A 24,634-nucleotide genomic window follows, 5' to 3' on the forward strand; every position below is an offset into this window, starting at 1 on the left:
GTGCCTCGTCTCGAATCCAGACTGAACCCCGGAATCATCTCTGTCCTGCAAACGCCGTTTGATGCGGAGGGCCACTTTGATTCCGCTAGCATGGGGCGGCTTGTCGAAGATGCCATTCAATCCGGAGTGAATGGGTTCCTGGTCCCGGCCGTCGCCAGTGAAGTGGCGTTTCTGACTGAGGCCGAACGATTTGAAATTGTGCGCCTGGTTGCCAACGTGAATGCGAAACGGGTCCCGATCATTCTGGGAGCTTCTGCATATGAAGCATCGGAGTGTCAGAAGTTCGCGTCGCTAACAGAAGAGATCGAGGCCGCTGCCTGGCTTGTCGCTGTTCCGGGTGAACTCTATGAACAGCCCGACAGGATAGTCCCGTTCTTCCAGGAAGTCAGCAGTGCAACAGAGACCCCCTTGATCATTCAGGATCTGCAATGGAACGGTTCCGGGTTAAACATCGCACAGATGGAAGAGTTGCAACAAGCTCTTCCGACCTTGGACGGAATCAAAATCGAGACAGTTCCCGCCGGTCCCAAGTACACCGCAGTGAGGGAACGCTTCGGGGATGACTTTTTCATCGCCGGTGGCTGGGCCGTGCCGCAGTGGATTGAAGCACTTGACCGGGGTGTCGACGCCATGATCCCGGAGACGGCTATGATCCCCGTCTACGCAGCCATCCTCAACGATTATCAAACGGGGAATCGAGCACGCGCACTCGACCGGTTCCGGCGACTGCTGCCCGTCCTGACTTTCACCAATCAGGAAATCGGCCTGTCCATTGCCTTCTTCAAACGCTTGCTCGTTCGTCGTGGAATTTTCAAGCACGATACAATGCGGCTCCCCGGATTTACCTGGGACCGGTACAACGATCGAATTGCTAACGAATTGATCGAGCTCTACTTTGAATTGGAGAACGAGTTCGGAGGACACGATTAACGTCGAGCAGGAAATTGTTTTTTGAATCACGAAGCGGTTCTTTTTATTTGTCGATGTTATTTCAACAAACCCTTAGCGGCTTGGTGTGATCCTGATTTGCTTTTAACACAAAGGCACGAAGGATTTAATGGTATCGATTTAGCGATAACGTTTGGGGACGACTTTTGATTGATTAAACAGCAATGTCTTCTTCGTGTTTTATCTTCGTGTCTTTGTGCCTTGGTGTTAAAAGAAGGCGTTGAATCCATCTCACCGTAATTGTTATTTGCCGGGTGGTTCATCAGAAATTGATGAACTCTCTGAAGTCAGCAGATCCAACCGCCACCGAGGACGCGGTCGTCGTCATAGAGAACGCAGGCTTGGCCGGGGGCGACACCGTATTGTGGGTTGTCGAACTGAACGCGGAACCGGTCGTCGCCCAGCAGTTCGACATCGCAATCGGCGGGGGTGTGCTGGTAGCGAATCATCGCCTGACAGCGGAAACGGTCGGGCAGGTTGGGAACGAGCACGTTCATCTGGTCCGCTTCCAGTTCATGTCTTCCAAGATCTTCACGAGTTCCCAGAACGACTTGTTTGGTATCTGGATTGATCTCTACCACAAAGCGAGGTTCGCCGAAGGTGACGCCGAGGCCCTTGCGTTGACCAATCGTGAAGTTCTGAAATCCGGCATGCTGCCCGACGACATTTCCTGCTGTATCGACCAGTTCACCACTTGTATCAAAGTCGCCCCTGTAGCGTTGAATGAAGCCCACATAATCCTGATCAGGAATAAAGCAGATTTCCTGGCTGTCTTTTTTGTCGTGCGTATTAATCCCCGCCTGTCGCGCCATCTCCCGTAAGTCCGATTTTTCAAAATCGCAAACAGGAAAGATAATCTTATCGAGCAAGTCCGGATTGATCCCAAACAGAACGTAAGTCTGATCCTTCTTGCGATCAGTCCCGCGTCGCAAGGAGATCGTGCCCGTTGTTTCATCGGGAACCAACCGGGCATAGTGGCCCGTTGCAATTTTTTCGGCCCCGACGGAAGAGGCGAAGTCCCACAGTTTGCCAAACTTTAACCAGATGTTACACATCACGCACGGGTTGGGAGTGCGTCCGGCGAGGTATTCATCGGCGAAATAATCTTTGATCCGCCCGAAGGCATCCTGAAAGTTCAGAGCATGGAAGGGAATGTCCAACTTGTCAGCCACACGGCGAGCATCGGCGGCGTCGGAAGCGGAGCAACAGCCCTGCTTGTGACTTTTAGAATTCAGCACGGGCAGGGGATTATCGATGGGAAGCGCGCACGCTTCTTCGGCAGCCACTCCCGACCGCATGAAGAGGCCAATCACCTCGTAACCTTGTTGTTGCAGCAAATGGGCGGCGGCCGAACTATCGACCCCTCCACTCATCGCCAACACGACCCGCGTGGACATGTTTTTCCTGTATGCTCTGGGGATGGAAGCATTCGAATGCTACTTCAGAATCGAATGCATTTATTTAAACACGAAGGAGCTTGGAGGGTTTCGTATTTCAAACAAAACTTTGGGGGCTCACCGTACAGGAAGCCGTTCTTCGCTCTCCGTGAGTGTAGATCTCTCTTCTTGCAGAAAAAAGACCCGAGGTGCCGAAACTGGTTCGTTTCGGGGAGATTGCCCCGATTTAGCAGGGTTTTTACTCTTTGGTCTGCTTGCTGGCGAGTTCGGCTGGGGCTCCGAGGAGGCCGACTTCGAGCATGGTCTGGACCACTTTTTTGGCGACAGGGCCGGCCATTTTGCCACCGGAACCAGCATGTTCCATGACAACGGCGAAGGCGTATTTTGGACGATCGGCGGGGACATACCCGGCGAACCAGGCGTGATCGCGGCGTCCGGCACCGACTTCGGCTGTCCCCGTTTTGCCTGCAATTTCGACTTCGGACAGGCGAACATGTTTGTATCCTGTCCCCCGGGGGTTCTGCACCACCATCCACAAACCCTCGCGGATACGGGCGAGCATGTCGTCATTGGCTCCCGGAATTGGTAAAACGGTCGGTTCGCGGAATTGGGGTTGGACCGCGTCGACATCTTCAATCTGGTCGACGATATAAGGAGTGACCAGCTCGCCTCCATTGGCGATGAAGGCCATCATCCGGGCAATCTGTATGGGAGTCGTCGTCAGACGAGCCTGACCGATGGCGAGGCCGCGACTGTTGCCCGAGTAACCGACATCTCCCGGTTTCAAGTTTGGCAGGTTGCCACTGCGCTCATCCGGCAGATCGATCCCGGAACGCTGTCCAAAACCGAGACGGCGGGCCCAGTCGACGAAAGGTTGAGCCCCCAGTTCTTCCGCTGCTGTGAAGAAATAGACGTTACACGACTGACAGAGAGCATCCGTCAAACTCATGTCGCCATGTCCGTGGCCATAATGCGAATAGATGTAACAACGGTATTGATGCGGACGATGCAAAAACCCCTGACAGAAACGAGGTTCGTCCGGATTCCACTGGCCACTGTGTAACATGGCGATGGAAGACATCGTCTTGAAGACCGATCCGGGGGCCACCGCCATTTGAGTGAACCGGGTCATGAAGGGACCACGTTGGTCCTGTTGTAACTGTTGCCAGCGCGGCAGATTTTTTTCAGGGTGCGACATCAATTCGAGATCGAATCCGGGTGCCGAAACCGCTGCGACCACTTCTCCCGTGCGGACATCCAGCACGATAACGGCTCCACCGGCCGGAGGTTGAATATGACTTCCCTGACCAATTGCCGTCTGAACCGGGCCACCATCCACGACTTCTTCGGCCGATCGCTGATCCTCTTCGTTGATTGCTGGAATCTCATCGCCAAGAGCGATTTCGTTTTCCAGGAAGTCCTGAATTGTTCGCTGCAATTGACTGTTCAGCGAGACGATCACGTTTCGCCCCTTACGAGGATTCCGCACGACCTCGTCGGATAGAATCTCGCCGTGCTGATTTTTTCTGATCCGGCGAAGACCGCGTAATCCCCTGATCTGGCGGTCGTATCTTTTTTCGAGACCGGTCAAGCCGATGTGATCACCGATCTGATAATCAAGCGGATCCGCCCCTTCGAGTGTCTCTTGGCGTTCGGCGTATTGTTCGGGCGTCAGTGGGCGGCGAACTCCGATGATATGAGCCGCGAGATCGCGTTGGGGATAATGGCGTTCGTTGGTTGTGTCAAAGTCGAGTCCGGGAAACTGGGACCGATGTGTTTTAATACGGCTCGCCGTTTCCATCGTGATGTTCTCCACCACGGTGTGATATTCCAGCTCTTCTCGAATGACGAGTGGATCGTCGGCGTGCCGATGCGGGGTCGTGGTCAGTTCGCGTTTGACCGAATGGCTCAGCCGGGACCACCAGTCATCAGGCTGATCTGTTTCATCCTCATTGTCGGCTGCCGCTTGAGTTTCTCGTTCCGCCTGTCGACGATTTACAGCGTCTAACTGACGTTCCACCCGAAGTTGTATCGCTTTTCGAGCCACCCGAATTTCTTCCGTTGTCTGCCCCGTCAATTGCGCGACTCGTTCCCACATTGCATCTCGTTCTGCCAGGATAATTAATTCCTGTTCGGCAATCTTCTCCTTATCGCGACGCTCCTGGGGGGAAAGGCGATTCCGTGCATGCCGCTTCAGCCAGTTCTCATTGGCCGGTTCTTCCAACCAGCGGTAGTGGGACGTGAGATTGAGGACCTGTCGATCCTCCGCCAGAACCATCCCTTCTCTCGTGAGAATGCGGCCATCGAGAGATGGGAGAGAGACTTCAGCTACGTACTCTTTATCAAACAGAGCCGCATAGTCGTCCGTCAGTTCGGTTTGAATAAAATAGAGCCGATAAAGAATAACGCTGACGATGCAACCGAATCCCACCAGCAACGTCAACAGTCTGAGCAGTGGGTTCTGATCCGTCCGCAACACTTCCATTGCCGACCGGACTTCGGTCTGGGAAGAAGAGAATGGATTGATCGGTTGATTCAACATTTGAACTATGAATTTCAAACAGGCTGTTATCGCCAGGCAACTTTACTTGAGGAACCGGACCAGAAACGCTTAACCAGCCGTTGCATTAATACCAACGTCACCAGCATTGCGGCTGTATAAAATATCGACCCCACCGACTGAGTCACGACCGACTGCCACCACTTGAGTTGACCATCCAGCAACGTGACCGACAGATTGACTCCGGCGACATACCAGGACAACAGAAAGAAGGAACGTCCGTACGCCGTTTCTCCTTTTTTTTCCTCTGCCTTCCACTGACTGATCCAGAGCCCCAACACGGCCACGAACATACCTAACCCCATCGTTTCCCCGCGTAATGCATCGTCGGCCAGACCAACCATCGCAGCCAGGAAATACGCTCGGTTACCAGACGTCGCCGCAGTCAGTCCCACCATCAACATCGCCAGAAACGAAGGCGACATCGACCAGACGGTCAACTCCCCCGTCAATCCGGCCTGACAGACCAGAGCAACATAGAGGAGCAGAAATAGCTTGAAGGTTGTTTTCATGAGTAATTGAATTGTTGGAAGTTAATGAAAGGTTTGGATGTCGATGGAGTAGGGAGTATTTTGTTTGAAACACGAAGACACAAAGAAGAAGTAGTAGTTCAGTACGTTAGAAGCAGACGTGTTGTAACAGTATTTTAATCCCGGTTGATGTTCTTTGTTTCTATACAAGTAACCGAACCCCGAAAGACTTTGATTGTTTATCTCAGTTCTCTTTTGTCTTCATTTCTTAATGTCTTCGTGACTTCGTGATAAAAACAAAACGAACAATTCTTCTTAACCAAGTTGATCCGTTTTTCTCTCCGTGGCTCCAGTCCTAGTTGGCCAGCATTCGATGGGGGTTCATTTTTTGACGGAGGATTTCGACTTGGGTAAACCGGGTTTGTTGAACGGCGGGTTCGACGTCGATGGTCCATTCCAGACTTCCTCCATCCAGTTCCGCCCGGACAACTTTTCCAAAGTAGAGGGGGTAACCCTGTGGACTCTCTTCGGGAACAGTATAAACCTCGTCGCCGACATGGACGACTTCCTCATTATTCACCAGCGTCAATTGGCAATGCCCTTCACCGGTGCCTATCAGGAGTCCGTCGGCGCCGGTGACGTATTGCTGCCCCACTTGTCGAATCAATCGGGCGCGGGCGGAGAACTCTTCATCGGTGACACCTTGAATTGTGCTGCTCCAATGCCCTACTTGAGAGACACGTCCCACGATCACACGACCGGCGAGAACCAGATCTTCCTGTTGAACCGAATGATCCTCACCTAAGTCGAAGATGGAATTGTTGCTGCTGAGAACCCAGTGTGATTCGGCCACACCGCTGTTTCCACCAGCATCGAGCAGCAATTCATTCTTCCACGCCTGCTGTAACGGTTGGCTCAACACTCTGGCGGTGACCAGTTCCGGCAGCACTAATATTTCCGACTTCTCTGCGCGGAAGGGAAACTGCACATACTGTTGCTGCTCGGTGACTTGTTCCTGTAGTCGGATTGCTTCGGCGCGGGCCGCTTGGAGTTTCTGTCTGAGTTGACCGACTTCTTCTTCAAGCGATGCCAGTTGTGGCGAGTGATCTACAGGTTGATACTTGGGCCAGGCCTCCCTCGCCAATACAATGGCGAGTAGCCCTGGTTTTAAACCTTCGCGCACCGTCAAACTCAGCTTCTGGCCAACGTCTGCCGGTGCCAGAAACAGAATCAATGCCAGCAGCAACAGGCTGACAACCACAAAAATGGAAGGACGTCTCCTGACCATGTCGTGTGAGGGACTTTGTTTAAGGAAGGTTGTTTTGAATCATCAGGACATCAATTGATCAACGGTGCTTCAGTCTACTCTGAGCCATCATCTAAACTGTCGCGCCATTGGGCGAGGTGTTCGAGACAGATGGCGGTGCCGCGGGCAACCGTAGTGAGGGGGTCTTCCGTGACGCGGGCGGGGATGCCCAGTTGTTCGTTCATGAATCGATCGAGTCCGGTCAGCAGCGCACCACCACCAGTGAGGACCACCCCTTGATCCGCCAAGTCAGCGACGAGTTCTGGTTTACATTGTTCGATGACGTTCTTCATGCAGTTCAGGATCGATTCCAACGGACTACGTAATGATTCGCGGACCTGTTCGCTGGTAACAACCGCTTTACGGGGAACACCGCTGATCGTATCGAGCCCACTGACTTCCATGTTCAATTCCCGATCGAGCGGGTAGGCGCTACCAATGTTGATTTTGATTTGTTCGGCTGTCTGTACACCGATTCGCATGGAGAATTTCTGTCGCAAGTAGTCGACGATGGCGACATCCATTTCATCACCCGCGAGACGAATCGATTTTCCGACGACAATATCACCCAGAGAGAGAATGGCCACTTCCGTGGTACCACCGCCGATATCGCAAACCATGCTGGCCATCGGTTCTGAGATGGGCAGTCCGGCACCAATGCTGGCCGCTCTGGATTCATCAAGTAGGAACACACGTCCCGCTCCAGCGCGTTCAGCACTGTTGAAGACGGCTCGTTTTTCCACAGGAGTAATTCCACCTGGAACCGCAATCACGACGCGCGGTTTCAGCCCCATTTTCTGATGGCTCGCCTTTTCGATGAAGTAACGAAGCATCGCTTCGCACAGTTCAAAGTCAGTGATCACGCCATCCTGCAAGGGGCGGACGGCTGTGATGGAGTCGGGCGTTCGTCCCAGCATTTGTCGGGCGAGTTTCCCGACGGCGGTACCGCGACCGAGAACTTCGCGGGTACCCTTCTGCAGGGCAACTACGGAGGGTTCATTCACCATGATCCCTCGCCCCTGTCGGGCCACGAGTGTATTGGCTGTCCCTAGATCGATAGCGAGATCGGGGCAGAGATATTGTTTAACGCGATTCAGCATCCGTGCTTACTCACTTAAGTCGTTTATGTTCCACAGATTCGACTGAATCCGGGTGCCACGGCTAGCTCGACTAGCCGTGCGGGAACAGAGTTCGGGATCGAACGCTCCGACAGAAATTCATTCCATGAATCTGTCGAGAACTTTTTCAGATGACCTGTTGAACTCTGAAAGAGTGATTGCATTCACTTAGGCACGACTAGACGAGCTAGCCGTGGTCCTCTGTTGAAGGGGGCGCAAGTTGACTGTCCGGCAGGATTTGCCGGAGGGATGTTGTACTCGATACCCGAAAACAGAGCAAGATGGGGTTTGCTTGAGACTTCTCGAACAAGACGAGGAGTTAATCACCGATACCCATTACCTATTAACGACTTACATCAACACGTTGTCAATCGGTTTAGGCAGTTCTTCGACGTTCTGTTCGCCCAGTTGCTGTCGCAGATTGATTTCTATCGTTTTGGCGATGGCCGCGACGGGGAGATCCTGCTCGTCCTTACCGAAGGGTTCTTCGATTTCGTCTCCGATTTCATCCAGCCCAAAGAAGGCGTGTGAGATCAATAACACGACCAGCGGAGTCAGCCATTGGACATCCTTCACAATCCCAAACGGCAGGAAGAAGCAGTAGAAGGCGACGGTCCGGTGAATCAGCACGGAATAGGCATACGGGATCGGCGTATTTTTCACCCGTTCGCAACCTCCTTGAATGTCGGTGAATGAGGTCACGGTCGCATCGAGCGTCTGATAATGATAATCGGTCAACCAGCCCCGTTTCCAGACGGACGTCAGTTTAATCCCCAGCTGATGCAGCATCGCTGCAGGGACATTTCGCTGACCACGCAGGGGTTCGATTTCGTCAGGAGCTAGAAAAGTTTCGAGTTCCGGGAAGGGGTCGTCATCGCGTAATGCATTCTTCACTGTATGAACATATGCCATGACATAAACGACCAGTTGTCGTTTAATTTCATCCATCTCGGCCTGTTCGTCGGGACTGGTGGCTGTGAAATACATCGGGATCTGCCGAGCCCAACTGCGAGAAGAATTCACCAACCGGCCGAGCAGAGTGCGGCCTTCCCAGTACCGTTCGTAAGCGGCATTGTTACGAAAACCAAGGAAGATACCGAGTGCGAGACCAATCAACGTAAAGGGCGTGCTCGTCAGCGTATATTTGTCGTCGACGTCAAAATGAATCTCAAGATAAGTGACAATAAAGGCACTCAAAGTCATGAAACCGATACGAAACGCCGTATGTGTGACCGATGTGCCCCGGAACGTAAACAGCATTCGGAACCACGACAACTTAGGATCAACAATCATAAAACCTGCCAACCGAAACGGGTGAGGAAGTCAGAAGCGAGGTAATACGATAACGGGTGAAGGTTCAGTTTGGCAAATGAGGCCGCAATGGGGGATCAGGTCTCTCATTGACCATGCAAGAGTAGCGACAGCCTGAACGGGTTCTCAATCGATTCTTACGGGAGAGGAATCAATCCTTTGTGTGCCTGTGACACCCGAGTTGTTGTAGCTCAGCCAACTTCGTGTCTTCGTGGTTCAAAACAAAACCTGCTTCGAAACCGATGGCAAAAATCGCTCCCTAGCTGAAAAGTTCCCGGATCGGTTCACCGCCGTCGGTGATGGGGACGGGGCGGTTGTCGGGGTCGTACAGTTCGTCGTGCGGATTGATGCCCAGGGCACAGTGAATCGTCGCGTGGAAATCGGGAATGGAGACGGGGCGGGAGACGATGTTCTGACAGAGTTCGTCCGTTTCACCAATGGTGATGCCGTTATTCAGACCACCACCAGCAAAGATCATGCTGAACGCTTTGCCCTGGTGTGCTCGGCCTCCGCCCGAATCGAATCCAGAGGGACGACCGAACTCGGTGCCGACGACGATCAACGTTTTATCGAGCATTTTCTTCGCTTCGAGATCCTTGACCAGTGACGACAGAGCGATGTCGAGTTCTTCAATCAGTTTGTATTGATCCTCAATCGTCTTGAAGTGAACGTCCCAACCGGCACCATTCAGGAAGTTCAGGTTGTGGGAGACCTCGACAAACCGAACACCCGACTCGAGCAATCGTCGTGCGAGCAGGCAACGTTGGCCGAATTCACTGCCGTAGCTGTTCCGCAGGTCGGCAGGTTCCCGATCGAGTTCAAAGATACGGGCGAACTCTGGACCCGCCATCGCCTGAGCCTGCTCGACGGCGGCATCGTAATCGTTGACCAACTTATCGGCCCGGTTTCGGTCGAGGTAGCCTGCTCGGACGGACTGCAGTAGTTTTTCGCGGCGTTGGTTTCGTTCGGTGGAATACTCTTTCGGGCGTGATATCCCTTTTGGCCCCGCTTTGGTTTCGGTCAGGTATAGATAACCGTACTGCGTCCCTAGAAATCCGGGTCCGCGAGTCACGTTGGGATACCCCATCAATACGTAAGCCGGGACACCGTCGCCCGCCGCGCCCCGCTGTTTGGTCACGATGGATCCGACGGAAGGGTAGACAATCGTGCCTGTCGTTTCACGACCCGTGTGAACACGGTTTGTTGCCGCAGCGTGTTCATCAATAACATCGTGGTGGACAGTGCGAACGAGATTAAACCTGTCCAGAATCGGAGCGCAGCGACTTAGGTGCTGGCAGACCTGCGTTCCTGGAATAGCGGTGTCGATGGAATCGTATAAGGAGCCTGGTTTTTTGTTTTGCGGATCCCCTTTCCGCTTGGGGTCCCAGGTATCTACCTGCCCGGCACCACCACCCAGCCAGATGAAAATACAGTGCTCCGCTTTACCCTTGGGCATCGCCTCGGCGGCCGCAGCGGCGGCTTCTTTGGCGGAGGCGTAATTGCCCGTCACGGAAAGAGCTGAAGCAGTCAAACCCGCAGCCCCGGCGTGGGAAAGAAAATCTCGTCGTGTATATTGATTGGAATTCAGCACGGGAGCACCTGTATGAAAAATGTTTTCGTTGCTTCTAAATTATTATATGAATGGAGAGTTTGAATACAGACTTTGTAACCACACTGCTGGGCGAGCCTTGGTTCATAGTCTTCGGCGTTTATCGGTCTCCCTCTGTGGTTCTTAACAAACCTAGGGAATAAGGACGAACTCCGGGGAATTCAACAGAGCCCAGAGCATGTCTTCGGCCCGTTCTCGCCAGTCGGTTTCGAGTAAGGTCGTCGGCGGATCACCAATCTGAATCTTGTCTTCGTATTCAATTTTAAGTTCATTCGCACGAGGCTTCAAATGGTTCGACCAAGAGACTCCGTCGCGAAGCGGTCGCATGGGCATCGGACCTGCTTCCGCACCCGGTATACGGCGTGATTCGAAACCAGGTTGCAAGTACTCTGAAAATAAACGGGATTCTTCGTCGGTCGGCTCGCGAGTTAAGAGTGTCAAATAAACCTGTTTGACATACTCCTCTACCGAGAGATTCTGCATCGCCAAAGCGGTGAAGCGGGAATCTTCCGAAAGTTGCGTGATTCGTTTGGCGACGACTCCATTGGAAAGGATTGAGGACTGCAAAACCGACGGTGATTCTTCACGGTAGGTCAGCGGATCCTGACGCGATGGACGCCACCCGAAATTTTCGAGAACGTTGATCATTGTCTGCACTCCCGGAAGCGTCAGGGAAGGACGGTCGCGTTCATTCGAGAGCGACGTGAATTCCCATGCTCGCTCTGGTGAACCGAAGTTGCGGGAAACGACTTCCTGACGGTTGCCGTCGACGTCGATGTTCATGTCTTCGGTGTTGAAGGATTTACCCGCGACCGAAAACAGCGAATCGACGAGCTGTTCTGCCCGCATTCGTCGACGACTGGGGCCGGCAAACAGTTCCATTTGCGAATCATCCACAGCCGGTTTTCGTTGATAGGCGGCCGACGTCATGATTAGACGGGTGATGTATTTCAGATCGTAACCGTGCAACATGAATTCACGGGCGAGGAAATTAATCAATTCAGGATGACTATTGGTTCCCAGTTCCCAGTCGTCAATGGGTTCCACAAGTCCACGTCCCATCAATCGATGCCAGACGCGATTGACGATGACCTTAGAAAAACGATCATTTTCGGGAGAAGTAATTTTCCACGCCAGTTGTTCACGGGTATCACTGGGCTTCTGTAGAAACGAGTCGACCGATTCGACTGGATAATCTGCGGCGAACGGCCACTCGGGCGGCATCGCTTCCCCCGGTTTAATCGAAACGACAATCAGCATGTTCGCGAGCGTCTCTGGATCGACATTCAACGTACTCGTCGCGGGGACTTTCTCCGGCCCTCGTTTGAGCATCGCCGCCATCTGGAACAAATCGCGTTGACCGAAGTCGTGGAAGGGGGCGTCATGGCAGCGAGCGCATTTCATATTCATTCCGAGGAACGCCTGTCCCAGAATGTGGGCCTTGGCCGCCATGGGGGAATCGTTCTGGCTCGCAATCGCGAAACCAGCCGGGCCACCATAGTATTGACTTCCTTCCATCATGACCAATTCGGTTACCAGCTGATCGAACGGTTTATTGTCGCGGAACGATTCTTCCAGCCAGTAGCGGAAGGGACCGGTATTATTCAATGTGGGATTGATGACATTCGGATTCTCGGCGAGAGCATCCTGCCAGTAGCTGACCCAGTGATCGGCCCAGCCTGAATGTTTCAACAGGCGGTCGAGATAATTCGCCCGGCGATCCACCGTTTGATCCGCGAAGAACTCCGCGATCATTTCCGGTGTAGGCACGAGTCCGATGACATCCAGTGAGGCGCGACGGACAAATTCGAAGTCGCTCATCGTCTCTGTGGGTTCGACATTTTGTTTTACCAGTTCCTGATTGATAAATCGGTCAATCAGATTTGACTCAGGCAGCGCCGTCTCAGCAGGTACCTCGGGAGCTTCGGTCTCTTTTAGTTTTCCCTGAATCCACGCGTGTCGCTGGGCCCATTGCTCGCGATATTCGACAGAAGCAGCCAGGCGTCGCTCGGTGTTCATTTTTTCCAGCTTGGCGTCGTATGCTGTTTCGTACGGGTTCCAGGCCTCGTTGGTCAGCGGAATGTTACCGGCGTGATCCAGAACAAGGAACTGATCCGTTCCTTCCAGCTGCACGGAAACGAAAGTCTCGCCGAGATCAGGCCGCTTTCCCTGACCGCCAGAGTAGAAGTCGAGCTGGATACGGTGAGACCCACCGGGAGAAGTAAACTCCACAGCCGATTCGCTGTCACCTGGTTGCAGAGGACGAATACCGGGAATCAGCTGAGGCATTTCCCATATGGTATTGTGGCCATTCTGCACAGGGTTCAAAAAACCATTCTCGGCAATCAATTTCCCATCGACGGTCAAGCGGGAACCCCGCCGGGACCGCAGCAGAAACCGATGGTTACCAGCAGGGAGTTCGATGTTCGTCGAAGCCCGTACCAGGTACGGGTTACTGCGATCGGTAATGAGCCCTTTTTTATCGTACTTTGTCGCGGTGTGCATAAAGACGAGTGATGACTGCAAATAACTTTCCGTTGGATCGGGATGAATGAGATCCCAGTTGGTCGCGAATTTGACGTTTTCAAATATCTCGACCAGCACCTGATCGGCAGGCAATTCGGCCGGGCTCTCATAAGGGTCGGGAAGAATCACATCGAAATGGTTCGCGACTTGTTCTTTAGTTAACGCCTTTCGGTAGATGGCGATTTCATCGAGTTCACCCGTGAAAGAACTGCTGGCTCCCCCCGCTTGAGCGGAACCAATCCAGAGTTCATCATCATCAACAACCGGGGCCTTGTTTGTTTTGCCGCCGTAGTCCCATTTTCCGTCGACCTGTTTCCCATCGATATATCCACGCAGTGAATCCTCTTCGCCGAAGGTATAAGTAATGGCGATATGATGCCAACCACTGTTAATGGAGAAACCACCTGTTGAACTCCAGCGGTGCCATTCACTTTGCTCGCCACGACTTCGGAACAGAAAGTTCACCGTAGCATTGCCCGATTTTCCCATCAGGCGCAAGGCGTAGTTCTGGTTGTCGCGTGACTGACCTTCGAGATGCGTCCGACCTTTGCCGATCACATAAGGAGTATGACCATTTGCAATCTGAGTCGGATTGACCCAGGCTTCGAGCGTGATCGATTCGCCGGCGTCATAATCGAGGACGCTTTTTTCACCGGGGTCCGTGACTCGTACATAATGTTTCCCGGCGTCAATTCGAACGGCCTGGTTGGCTTCCGAGAAGAGCGGGAACATTTCCGGCTGTGCCCCTGGCTGATTCCATTTAATGTCTCCCACCATTTCGAACTTCAAGTCACTGCCATCGACAACGCTGTTTTTCAGCTGTTCGTCTTGGGAGAACTGCCAGTAGACAACAGGTTCATCAGCGAGGACGCGTTCATGATATGGACGCGTATCTTTCGGTTTCTCGTCTTCAGCGACGGAAACCGAGCTGAATGACAGCGCTAAGGCCGCGACGATTAACAGGGACAGGGATGAACTTAGCAGGCGAGACATGCGGGAACGCTCCTCGAGCTCCATGTCAGCAGTGGCTGCGACACGGTTCGGTGGGATATTCAGGCGGGAAAAATAATGTGAGAGTGGTGTAAGTCCCTCAAGAAACAGGACTTCCTTTAGTTTATACCACTCGTGAACGAAATCTCACCCAAAAATTAACAGTTTTTCCATGATTGACTCCGACCTCACTCCTCTGTCTCTCTGCACCATAACGATAAGTCACGAAATAGGGACGATTTCCGTCGCGAATGGAATTCAGGGGTGAGATTAAGTCGCCCCGTGGTATAGAACAGGGAGGAGTCGCACTTAGCGTTTTTGGGCGACTTTTCTGGAACCATCGATCAGTACTGAAAACGAACCTCATGACGCCCGCAGAACAGGAATATTTCGTGCAGCAGATCACGGCGCATCAACCGATGTTGCACGGGTATATTCGTTCGTTGATCCCCGATGGTGATCGGGCCAGCGATGTGTTGCAAGAAACGAACCTGGTGCTCTGGCGTCGTGCAGATGAATTCACGATGGGTGAGAACTTTGGCGGCTGGGCACGGAAGGTCGCGTATTTTCAAATCCTCGCGTTCTATCGAGACCATCAGCGTGAAAAACTGCTCTTCAATGCCGACCTCGTCTCAGCGATGGCCGAACAAAGTGAGCAACAATTTTCGCAACAGAAAGAATGGCAAACGGCTCTCCAACATTGTTTGCAAAAACTTCCCAATCAACAGCGACTGTTGATTCAACAACGCTATCTTCCGGGCAGCTCTGTTCAGCGGTTGGCGGACGAGATGGATCGTCCCGTCGGTTCCGTCTCTCAGTCGCTCTACCGGATCCGCGAAGTACTTCGCAACTGCATTCATTCTCAACTCCGAACTGATTCGGGAGAGATTACTTTATGAATACGTCTAAAGAAAATTCCGCTGACGAACTGAACCGATTGATCTCTGCCGCTCTGGATGGACAGTTGACCGACGACGAAGCAGACCAGTTGCGCGAAAAACTCAGCGATTCGCCCGCCGCTCAACAGCGATATCTGGAACTGGCGCACCTCGATTCAATCCTGCAATGGGATCAGGCCAACTCTGTTGTTTCAGAAAGTACTGTCATTCCGAAACACAAACTCATTCCTGTAGCCACCAGCAAGTCGATTTCTTCTGCTCCTTACCGGCGGGAAGTCCGTCAATTGCGCTGGATGTTGGCGAGCACAATCCTGGTTTGTTGTATGCTGGCGGCGCTACTTTTTACCCGCATCGGTCAACCGGAAGCAATCGCGAACAATGTGGACTCCTATGGTGAATCAGGACCAGTAGCGATTATCTCCTGTACCGAAGACGTTGTCTGGGGACAGACCAATCTCCTTGATTCTATCAAGAACAAAGTAGGAACACCCCTCACCACTGGTTGGGTGAAGATTGAATCGGGCCAGGTGCAGATCGACTTTTATGGGGGGACGACAGTCCTACTGGAAGGCCCTGCGGAACTTGGTCTCAAAGCACGCAACCGGGTGCATCTGGAAAGTGGCAAAGTCACCTTCTTCAGTGGTGATCAACCCGAAGGTTTCTTCCTGTCGAGCGAACACGCTCAGGTATTTGGCGAGCAGGCGACGGGAGGAATGATTGTCACCGCCGATCAGCTGGAAGCGCATGCCATCGTCGGTTCTCTGCAACTGTTCGACGCGCGAATGCCGCTTGATGTTCCAGAGCCGGTGCAACTCAACGAGGGGGAAGCCTTCGTCCTGAGGAAAGGAATTCGGAATGTGGAACCGATCCCTTTTTCACCAACATCGTTCGTTCCTGCTGAAGACCTTGAACTTCATGAGCAACCGGGAACTTCTCAGTCGTTCGACTTTGCCGCACAACCGATGCTCCGTTATGGTTTTCAAGATGGCCAGCACGATCTGCCTGCGGAAGCAACCCTTGTAGACAATGGCACCCGGTTGGTCATACATGGAAATAGCTGGAAGATGTTCGAAGTGAATATGAAGATGACTGACGACCTGGTGATTGAGTTTGAATTCCGAAGTGATCTGGAAGGCCAGATTCACGGCATCGGTTTTGACACGGACGCCACCTACAACGACCGGGCCTCGGTGATGCAGGTGCATGGATACGAAGTCATCCCCACGATCGGCCAGCAGTACAACAGCTACGCGGGTGAAGGGTGGCAGCGGTTCCGTATTCCGGTGGGACGTCATTTCTCAGGCAACCAGAAGTATCTTTACTTCGTTGCCGACGACGACGTCACCGCCCGCGCCGAAAGCGAGTTTCGTAATGTCCGATTTTTTCGGAGTGAAACAAACGGACGGTAGTAATGTATCCACTCTCCCGCTTTAACAAAGAATCCAAGAGGTCAAATGATCACGCGTTTATAAATCCTATCGCATGATCTAAGCCGGTGCTTGTGCAGGCCTTGATGCGCCGCTACAAATGAGGTGCACTGAATGTCATTTTCAGACTCATCCTCCCTCCGTTTTCTAAGATCAGACCATGACTAAAATACAAAGCGTTTTCGTTACCGGCCTCGCTGTTGTGATTCTCTGGAGTATAAGTTGTTCGGGTTATGCAGCCGAACAGACAAGAGTCATCGTCGACGCCGACACTGCCAACGAGATCGATGATTTGTATGCGATTGTCCGGGCATTGGTGGCTCCTGAATTCAAGGTTGAAGGGATTACCTCTGCTCACTACACCCGCTCGACTCAGCCCAATGAAACGGTACAAAACAGCCAGAAACTCAACGAAGAAATTCTGGCGGCCATGGGTCTGAGTGATACCCTTCCTCACCCCATTGGTGGTGATCGGTCAATGTCCTCCCCCACCGATCCTGTAGATTCGCCGGCCGCACGTCTCATCATCGAGCGTGCCCACGCGGGAGGCCCCGATGATAAACTGGTTGTCTTTGCGTTGGGCGCCTGCACGAATCTGGCGTCGGCCCTCGTGCTGGACCCCTCCATCGAGTCGAAAGTTGTCTTTGCTTTTATTGATGGCGACTATAAAAACGGCCAATGGGGCCCGGGGATCTTCAACTGGAAGAATGATATCCATGCGGTTAAGGCGATCTTCGAGTCGAATGTGGAATACATTCATATGCCGGCACCGACGGTCAGCGTGCAGATGTCACTCACCAAGAAAGACGTGGACGAACACTTGAAAGGAAAAGGGGGCGTCTGGGATCTTCTCGTTAATCGCTGGGAAACATTTCCCCGGACGGCAAAAAAACCTTCTAAGACCATGTGGGACATCGCCCTGATCGAGGTCGTGATTCATCCGGAACTCGGAACGTCCGTTATCGTGGGCGCTCCCAAGATTCACCATGCGACGAAGGTGGAGCAATATCCCGAGAATCCGCGTCAGGTCAAGGTATTCGAGGCGATCGACCCGGAAGGAATGCAACGCGATTTCTGGGAAGCGATGGATGTCGCGATTGCGAAAGAAAAAGCCGCTCCTTAAGACTCGTTAGGAGGGCCTCCCTTAAAGCATTCAATACGAGCCAGAATCGACAGGGTGAACATCGCTGGAGTGGTGCTCCTACCGCAATCAGACCGACTCCGGTTCTTTTTGCAGTCGACCCTTATCAGAGGTCTGATGATCGGGTAAGTTGGAAAGGATCGGAAGGGGTTGTCGCCTACCGATTTTTCTTACTGATTTTCATAGGACACTGGACTCTATGCGTGGTTTGTCTCTTTTGGCCGCTTTGTTTTCTATCGTCTGCTCCCTCTCGCTGGTTCTGTCGGCTGCCGAACCGGAAGCGGAGCACGATATGGTGATGCTCGATTACAATCAGCCCGATCTGGTTGTTGACCTGGGAGTAGGTCTCTGGTCGTTCCCGATGCCTATCGACTACGACCATGATGGCGACCTGGATCTCGTCGTCTCCTGCCCCGACAAACCATACAACGGAACTTACTTCTTCGAGAACCCGGACGGAAATGTGAAGTTTCCTGTTTTTAAACCGGGCGTGAAAATCGGCTTCGGATCTCACAATATGTGGGCAGGTCAAGCAGGCGATCAAATCTCGGCGATGCTACCGGGTCGCGAGTTCAGCAACTTCACTGAAAAACAATTCTCAGACGAACGTAAGCTGCCCGTTGACGGAAGACTGAACTTAAAGAAAGAGATCAAGACTCGTGCCAACCAATGGTCCTATGCGGACTACAACGGAGACGGCGTTCTGGACCTCGTCGTTGGCATGGGGGAGTGGCAAGACTACGGCTGGGACGACGCTTACAACGATGAAGGCGAATGGACCAACGGACCCCTGCATGGTTTTGTTTACGTCCTGATCAACAAAGGATCTTACGAGAATCCTGATTACGCTGAGCCGGAAAAGATTCAAGCCGGCGGTGCCCCGGTCGATGTCTACGGTCGTCCCACACCGAACTTCGCCGACTTTGATAATGATGGCGATCTGGACCTGATGTGTGGTGAGTTCGTCGACAAGTTCACCTACTTTGAAAACATCGGTTCACGGACAGAACCCGAATACGCCAGTGGCCAGTACCTGATGCACGACGGTGAACCCCTGACAATGGAACTGGAGATGATCACTCCCTACGCCGTCGATTGGGATGGCGATAACGATGTCGACCTGGTCGTCGGAGACGAAGATGGCCGCGTCGCTCTGGTCGAGCATACGGGCAAAGTTGAGAACGGTCAGCCTGTCTTCCTCCCCCCTGTTTACTTCCAACAGCAGGCTAATCACATTAAGTTCGGCGCGCTTGCCACACCGTACGGGTACGACTGGGATGGTGATGGTGACGAAGATGTACTCTGTGGAAACACGGCCGGACACATTGCGTTGTTCGAAAATCTGGGTGGCGGAGAAACCCCTAAGTTTGCCGGCCCCGAACTACTGGAAGCGGATGGCAAAACAATCCGCATCATGGCTGGTCCGAATGGTTCGATTCAGGGACCGTGCGAATCCAAATGGGGTTACACCACGTTAACCGTCGCAGACTGGAACGGCGACGACTTGCCGGACATCATGGCGAACTCAATCTGGGGTAAAATCGTCTGGTACGAAAACATCGGTACGCGTACCGAACCCAAACTGGCTGCCGAAAAACCAGTCGAAGTTGAATGGGATGGCCCTGCGCCGAAACCGGCCTGGTTCTGGTGGACGCCCGAAGGCAAAGCGCTCGTCACCCAGTGGCGCACGACTCCGTCGATGGTGGACTTTAATGAAGATGGTCTGATGGATTTGGTCATGCTCGATCATGAAGGCTACTTCGCTTTCTTCGAACGAACCCAGCAGGATGGCCAAATGAAACTTCAACCGGGCAAACGCATCTTTGTTGATGAGAACGGTGAACTCTTCCAACCGAATCCAAAACGGGCTGGGGGAAGTGGGCGTCGTAAAATTCAGATCGTCGACTGGAATGGCGATGGCAAACTGGACGTGTTGATGAACAGCATCAATGCGGACCTCTACCTGAATGAGGGAACCAAAGATGGCAAAGTGGTGCTATCGCATCAGGGCCCACTCGCCGAACGCAAAGTCTCCGGACATAGCAGCAGCCCGACCGTCGTCGACTGGAACAAAGACGGCATTCCCGACTTGCTCGTCGGTGCCGAAGATGGCCACCTTTACTACAAACGGAACCCCCGCTCGGATAAATAAGTCCATAAGATGGTTCATATAGAATTCAATATTAACTGGCCTCGGGCCCAGGGCAATCGCATGAACTTATGCTGTTATTCCCGTTAGATAGGATAACAGAGTCTCGAAACGCCAGCTGGCTTTGAGGCGTTTCGCGCGGAGGCTTCTCTTTTCGCTCTGGTCGCGTTTGACGAGCGACAACGCCAGTCGGCGAAATATCGCCGCGTTTGCCGCCCCGTCTCCCTTACGGATCCGACTTGTATCTTCTGCAAAACTGACATCCAGACTCCAGTGTAACTGGTTTTCAATCCGCCAGTGATTCCGCACGTGACGAGCCAGCTGCCGCACCTTCGGCGGCAGGCTCGAGATGAAATAAACCAACTCCTCCGACGTCTTCCCGTTCACCATCCGGTAGTGGTCTTGAATCACGCTACACCCTGCGTTGGGAATCAGGCACTTGTTCGGTCGAATCGAGTTCTGACTTCTATGCGTTATGCGACTTACGAAAGAACCTCGTAGAACTGGATCTCGCTCCCCTCTGCTACGGGGCCACGGAAAATGTTTATCCCTTAGGCATGAGTATCTCTATGGGAGGAGGCCGGAAGGCTTACCGGTTGACGTTGAGAAAACAGGCCCGGTTGGAAGACCTGGTGGACATCTTCGATTCAGAACCCGGTTTAGAACCAGTCTCGGTGTAAGAGCAACGGGCGTTTTTTGACCGCTGGGTCTCTGATCGCGACAGAGAGTAGACTCGAGTCAGTAACTGTTAAAAACGCCATCCCACATGAGTCGCTGCTTTAAGAAAAAACATTCTCTGTTTACTTTTTAACAGCACCAGACTACTTTGGATCTATCCCAATTCTCATTCGTTTCTCTACCGAGGGCTGCGCCATGGCGATCTGTCGAGCATGTAAACAGGAAATCCCTGACGGAGCGACCAAATGCCACCTCTGTCAATCACATCAAACCTGGTATCGAAATCCGATGGTGATCAGTCAGCTGTTTACGCTGCCGATGTTCATCGTGCTTTATATCTTCATTCTTCGACCGACATGGCATTCGAAAGACTTCGAAGATTACCGCGATCAGTTCACTGTCGACCAGGTCTCGACGACCGGTTCGACCGATCGTCACCTCACTTATAAGATCACCAATAATACGGACTACAAGTGGGAAAACGTTTCGTACGAGATCGCGATGAAGAAGGGGGCGCAATTGTTGTCAGTGGAGAATGGAACAGAATACTCCTGGGTCATTCGACCGAACGGTGAAGCGCTGGTAACGGCCTATGTGATGAATCCTCCAGTCGGAACAGACACCTATGAATTCCATATCACCGACATGAAGACCAATCGATTTTGATTATCATTCACGAGGAAATCGACTACGAGAAAGAAGGAACACAGACGTTACAAATAGCTATCCATTGACAGCGTGCCATAAAGTGTCAAATCCTTTGCTAGCAAGCATAGCCCAGACATGGCAGTTATGATTAGAGAACGAGTCTCTACATTCGAAGGCATTAGGTCGAAATCATGAATGAGATCAGAAAAATCGGGCTCGAAATGCAGGATGGAACATTCAGAAACCAATGAAAACGCAATCTATCTTTGAGATCCAATACGATTCCTTGAACTATCGCTATTTAAAGTTGACGTCTCACGTTCGCTCTGGGTATCCATTATCGTATGGAAGGCCGCTGGTAGAGACTCCAGATTGGTCATTTTGTTACCTGTCTCTCGAAGAGGATGTCGCCGACGAATTCGAACTGATGGAAATCGATGATGGTGGCGATCCTGTACTGGCTGAACGTCGATTTCAGGCAGGCGTAGCCGACTGTACCTTCCCGCTCGGTTTCGTAGCCCCTATCTTTTCCACTCGCGCTAAAGAAATTCTTGCTCATGTGTTTGAACAAACGGGACAGCTTTTCCCCGTTCAGGTCGAAAGCGAGACATTTTATGTATTCAATTGCACGCGACTTCTCGATGCTGTCGATTCTGCAACTAGTGAAGTCCGTTATACGGAAGGAGGACGCCCAGTCGATTTCATTCGTTTGAATTTCAAAGAAGACGTCCTTACTGGCGAAACGCTGTTCAAGACACGTTGGCCGCCGCCTCCGGAATCGATCACGGGCGTAGACTATTCTGAAATCTCTCCCCCGCTGAAACTGTTCGCGACGCAGACTTTTGTGGATCTGGTCAGTAAAAATGAATTAACGAGATTCGATTTTATTCCCGTGACGTAGTAAAGAGCTACGGGCATTAAGCAGTCATGTCTGCATTTCGCACCTATCAACACTCCTTGAACACGAATCCACCGTCGACCTTGATGTTATCGCCCGTTACATAATCTGATGCTGCCGACGCGAGCCAGACGGCGGCCATGCCGATGTCGCTGGGTTGGCCGAGGCGTTTCCAGGGGAGAGTTTCGGCCGCTTCTTTGATTGCGTCTGAACCGAAGACACGGTGTTCGCCGGGGGTTTCGATCCAACCGGGCTGGATGGTGTTCACGTTGATTTTGTGTTCGAACAATTCAACGGCAATCGTGCGGGCCATGTGATCTAAGCCTGCTTTGGCGGCGTTGTAGGCGACGCTCAATTTATACGGCATGCGGCCCTGCACGGAAGAAATCAGGATGATCTTACCAGGTGACTTTCGTTCGACGAGATGCCGCGCAAAGAGTTGGCACATGTGGAATCCGCTGGTCAGTGTTCCCTGAATTGTTTTGTCAAAGTTCTCGGGATCGTATTCAAGAAAGGGCTGCCGTTTACTGTAGGCGGGATTGCTGACCAGGATATCGATCTGACCTGCCTGTTCAATGGCGGATGAGATCAGCTCTTCGCAACCAACACGCTCAAAGACATTCGCTTCAATCGGCCAACAGTTTCGACCCAACTTACGAACCTCTTCCGCAGCCGCAGCCAAGGTCGTGCTTCCCGGTCGATCGTTGAGAACCAGATCGGCCCCCGCTTTCGCCAGTTCCAACGCGCAACCATTCCCGATTCCTTCTCCGGCTCCCGTGACCAGGGCGATTTTTCCTGTTAAATCGAATGGATTCATGCTGTAACTTTCTATGTAGTTTATTGATCAATCATAGGGAAGACATCGGTATTGGAACCTTAGAGAGGGTGTCAATGATTGTAAGTCCCCCGTTAGAAATCATCCATGCGTGAGCTACCCTCCCGACCTGCAGCGGCCTGAAATCCCTTTTTACAGTAGGAATTCGTTCGTTTATCAGTTTAGAATGGAAAGATAGACTCGCGACTTGGCGAGACTGTCCCACCTGACCAGCGCCCACCCCACTCACACCTGCTTGCTATAATGAGGTCCATCACATGCCTGTCGAACAACCTTCTTCTACTACACGTCGTGACTTCCTGAAACATTCTTCGCTGGCGGCTGCGGCCGGTTTATTCCTCCCTTCGGTGTTGCGGGCGGAAGCGAAGCCGGGCGATAAGCCGATTCGGGTCGCGGCCATCTGTACGGTGATGTTCCATCGTTCGCACGCGCATGTGATTCTGGAAAACTTCCTGCAGGATTATCTGTTCAACGCCCAGCGAACCAACCCGGGTGTGGAAGTTGTTTCCATCTACTTCGATCAACGGACAGACAACGACATCGTCGATGAAGTTCTGGAGCAGTTCCCCATTCCACTTTATAAAACCATCGGCGAAGCCCTCTGTCAGGGTGGCGACAAGCTGGCGGTTGATGCGATCTTGAATATCGGTGAGCATGGCAACTACGCCCACAACAGCCTCGGGCAGCATATGTATCCTCGTAAACGACTCTTCGATGAAGCCGTTGCCGAAATGAAACGGGCGAATCGATTCGTTCCTGTCTTCAATGACAAACATCTTTCCTACAAATGGGAAGAAGCGAAAGAGATGTACGACACCGCACAACAATATGGCATTCCTCTGATGGCCGGAAGCTCTGTACCTTTAGCACAACGACGTCCTCGACTGGAAATTCCTTCCGGCGCTCCGTTTGAAGAAGCGGTTTCGATTCATGGTGGTGGGGTTGAGAGTTATGACTTCCATGCCCTCGAAGTTTTGCAGTCGATGGTGGAAGATCGCCAAGGGGGTGAATCGGGTGTATCTAAAGTCGAGTTCCTCGATGGAGATGCTCTGTGGGCCGCTGCCGAAGCAGGACGCTGGGATGCGTCGCTTGCCCAGGCTGCGATGGAAAACGAACTCGGTTACAAACCCAAAGATTATCGCGAGATCAAAGGGGAAGAATATCCTCACCCTACCCACGGAATTCTGCTGCATTATAAGGATGGCTTTAAAGCGACGGCGCTGAGCTTGCCCGGTAGTGGGATTCGCTGGAACTTCGCCTGTCGTATCAAAGGGGAGCCCCAGATTCAGAAGACTTCCTTCTATGTGGGTCCGTGGCAAAACCGCAACTTATTCAAAGCGCTGTCCCATGCGATTCAAACCCATTTCAAAAACGGTGAAGCCCCCTACCCTGTCGAACGCACTTTGTTGACTAGTGGTATTCTGGATGCCTCCATGCATTCCCGTCACGAGGGCAAAGCGCTCGACACTCCGCAGTTGGAGTTCAGTTACAAAGCGAAGGACTACAAAGCGATGCGGGAAATGGGCGGTAGCTGGAAGATCATTACCGAAGATATGCCGGAACCGGAATTGATTGTACCGCAAGGTCTTTGAACTCCGTTCCATTTGATCGGCACTCCCAGTGAGCACGAGTGGCAAGTCTGTTACCGATCTGGTAACGTCGTATCAAAGTTTCGCCCGGGGTAGGCGTTGCGGTTATTGGACTGGAAAATGACCTTGGACTCG

17 protein-coding genes and 1 pseudogene are annotated in these 24,634 nt (G+C 52.5%); 8 read left to right on the forward strand and 10 right to left on the reverse strand.

The window, feature by feature from the left end:
- On the forward strand, positions 1-930 hold the full coding sequence (locus Pla110_RS22340; RefSeq protein ID WP_197440395.1) for a dihydrodipicolinate synthase family protein: 930 nt from the start codon (positions 1-3) through the stop codon (positions 928-930).
- A gap of 305 nt (positions 931-1,235) precedes the next feature.
- Here Pla110_RS22340 and mnmA read toward each other — a convergent pair whose 3' ends face one another.
- The 8 genes from mnmA to Pla110_RS22380 all read right to left on the reverse strand — a co-directional run bounded on the left by mnmA (position 1,236) and on the right by Pla110_RS22380 (position 14,238).
- Positions 1,236-2,345, reverse strand: coding sequence for a tRNA 2-thiouridine(34) synthase MnmA (gene mnmA, locus Pla110_RS22345; protein WP_144999422.1), 1,110 nt, complete (start codon positions 2,343-2,345; stop codon positions 1,236-1,238).
- Positions 2,346-2,583: 238 nt separating this feature from the next.
- The gene (locus Pla110_RS22350) at positions 2,584-4,887 is read right to left on the reverse strand and encodes a penicillin-binding transpeptidase domain-containing protein (protein WP_144999424.1); all 2,304 of its coding nucleotides are present in this window, start codon (positions 4,885-4,887) and stop codon (positions 2,584-2,586) included.
- A 26-nt stretch (positions 4,888-4,913) separates the two neighbouring features.
- Positions 4,914-5,417 (reverse strand): rod shape-determining protein MreD, encoded by a 504-nt coding sequence (locus Pla110_RS22355; RefSeq protein WP_144999426.1) that lies wholly within the window; start codon positions 5,415-5,417, stop codon positions 4,914-4,916.
- Positions 5,418-5,730: 313 nt separating this feature from the next.
- Positions 5,731-6,663, reverse strand: a complete 933-nt coding sequence (gene mreC / locus Pla110_RS22360) for a rod shape-determining protein MreC (protein ID WP_144999428.1) — start codon at positions 6,661-6,663, stop codon at positions 5,731-5,733.
- A 74-nt stretch (positions 6,664-6,737) separates the two neighbouring features.
- A complete protein-coding gene (mreB, locus tag Pla110_RS22365; RefSeq protein WP_144999430.1) occupies positions 6,738-7,781 on the reverse strand; it encodes a rod shape-determining protein in 1,044 nt (347 codons plus the stop codon).
- Positions 7,782-8,150: 369 nt separating this feature from the next.
- Positions 8,151-9,092 (reverse strand): bestrophin family protein, encoded by a 942-nt coding sequence (locus Pla110_RS22370; protein ID WP_144999432.1) that lies wholly within the window; start codon positions 9,090-9,092, stop codon positions 8,151-8,153.
- 277 nt (positions 9,093-9,369) lie between these two features.
- Positions 9,370-10,698, reverse strand: coding sequence for a DUF1501 domain-containing protein (locus Pla110_RS22375; RefSeq protein WP_144999828.1), 1,329 nt, complete (start codon positions 10,696-10,698; stop codon positions 9,370-9,372).
- Positions 10,699-10,851: 153 nt separating this feature from the next.
- Entirely contained in the window at positions 10,852-14,238 is a 3,387-nt protein-coding gene (locus Pla110_RS22380) for a DUF1553 domain-containing protein (RefSeq protein ID WP_197440396.1), read from the reverse strand.
- A gap of 362 nt (positions 14,239-14,600) precedes the next feature.
- On the opposite strand from Pla110_RS22380, the gene Pla110_RS22385 reads away from it, so the two are divergent.
- From Pla110_RS22385 to Pla110_RS22400, 4 genes are all read left to right on the forward strand, one after another.
- Complete coding sequence (locus Pla110_RS22385; protein WP_197440397.1) at positions 14,601-15,134, forward strand: sigma-70 family RNA polymerase sigma factor; 534 nt, start codon at positions 14,601-14,603, stop codon at positions 15,132-15,134.
- Positions 15,131-16,543 carry an anti-sigma factor family protein gene (locus Pla110_RS22390; protein ID WP_144999438.1) on the forward strand — a complete coding sequence of 471 codons (1,413 nt, stop codon included), beginning with the start codon at positions 15,131-15,133 and terminating at the stop codon, positions 16,541-16,543. Before Pla110_RS22385 ends, Pla110_RS22390 begins: the two co-directional genes overlap by 4 nt.
- A gap of 178 nt (positions 16,544-16,721) precedes the next feature.
- On the forward strand, positions 16,722-17,684 hold the full coding sequence (locus tag Pla110_RS22395; RefSeq protein WP_144999440.1) for a nucleoside hydrolase: 963 nt from the start codon (positions 16,722-16,724) through the stop codon (positions 17,682-17,684).
- Positions 17,685-17,901: 217 nt separating this feature from the next.
- Complete coding sequence (locus Pla110_RS22400; RefSeq protein ID WP_144999442.1) at positions 17,902-19,854, forward strand: FG-GAP repeat domain-containing protein; 1,953 nt, start codon at positions 17,902-17,904, stop codon at positions 19,852-19,854.
- Between the two features lie 66 nt (positions 19,855-19,920).
- Here the strand turns inward: Pla110_RS22400 and Pla110_RS22405 are convergent.
- Positions 19,921-20,337, reverse strand: a pseudogene (locus Pla110_RS22405) (ISAs1 family transposase); the annotation flags it as partial.
- A gap of 387 nt (positions 20,338-20,724) precedes the next feature.
- On the opposite strand from Pla110_RS22405, the gene Pla110_RS22410 reads away from it, so the two are divergent.
- Both Pla110_RS22410 and Pla110_RS22415 read left to right on the forward strand, forming a co-directional pair.
- Positions 20,725-21,195 (forward strand): hypothetical protein, encoded by a 471-nt coding sequence (locus tag Pla110_RS22410; protein ID WP_144999446.1) that lies wholly within the window; start codon positions 20,725-20,727, stop codon positions 21,193-21,195.
- Between the two features lie 229 nt (positions 21,196-21,424).
- On the forward strand, positions 21,425-22,078 hold the full coding sequence (locus tag Pla110_RS22415) for an imm11 family protein (protein ID WP_144999448.1): 654 nt from the start codon (positions 21,425-21,427) through the stop codon (positions 22,076-22,078).
- 46 nt (positions 22,079-22,124) lie between these two features.
- On the opposite strand, the gene Pla110_RS22420 is transcribed toward Pla110_RS22415, so the two are convergent.
- The gene (locus Pla110_RS22420; RefSeq protein WP_144999450.1) at positions 22,125-22,892 is read right to left on the reverse strand and encodes an SDR family NAD(P)-dependent oxidoreductase; all 768 of its coding nucleotides are present in this window, start codon (positions 22,890-22,892) and stop codon (positions 22,125-22,127) included.
- 275 nt (positions 22,893-23,167) lie between these two features.
- Between Pla110_RS22420 and Pla110_RS22425 the strand changes: the two genes are divergently transcribed.
- Positions 23,168-24,502 carry a twin-arginine translocation signal domain-containing protein gene (locus tag Pla110_RS22425; protein WP_144999452.1) on the forward strand — a complete coding sequence of 445 codons (1,335 nt, stop codon included), beginning with the start codon at positions 23,168-23,170 and terminating at the stop codon, positions 24,500-24,502.
- The last annotated feature ends 132 nt before the right edge of the window (positions 24,503-24,634 follow it).

Origin of the sequence: Polystyrenella longa (assembly GCF_007750395.1) — a bacterium.
Classification (GTDB): domain Bacteria; phylum Planctomycetota; class Planctomycetia; order Planctomycetales; family Planctomycetaceae; genus Polystyrenella; species Polystyrenella longa.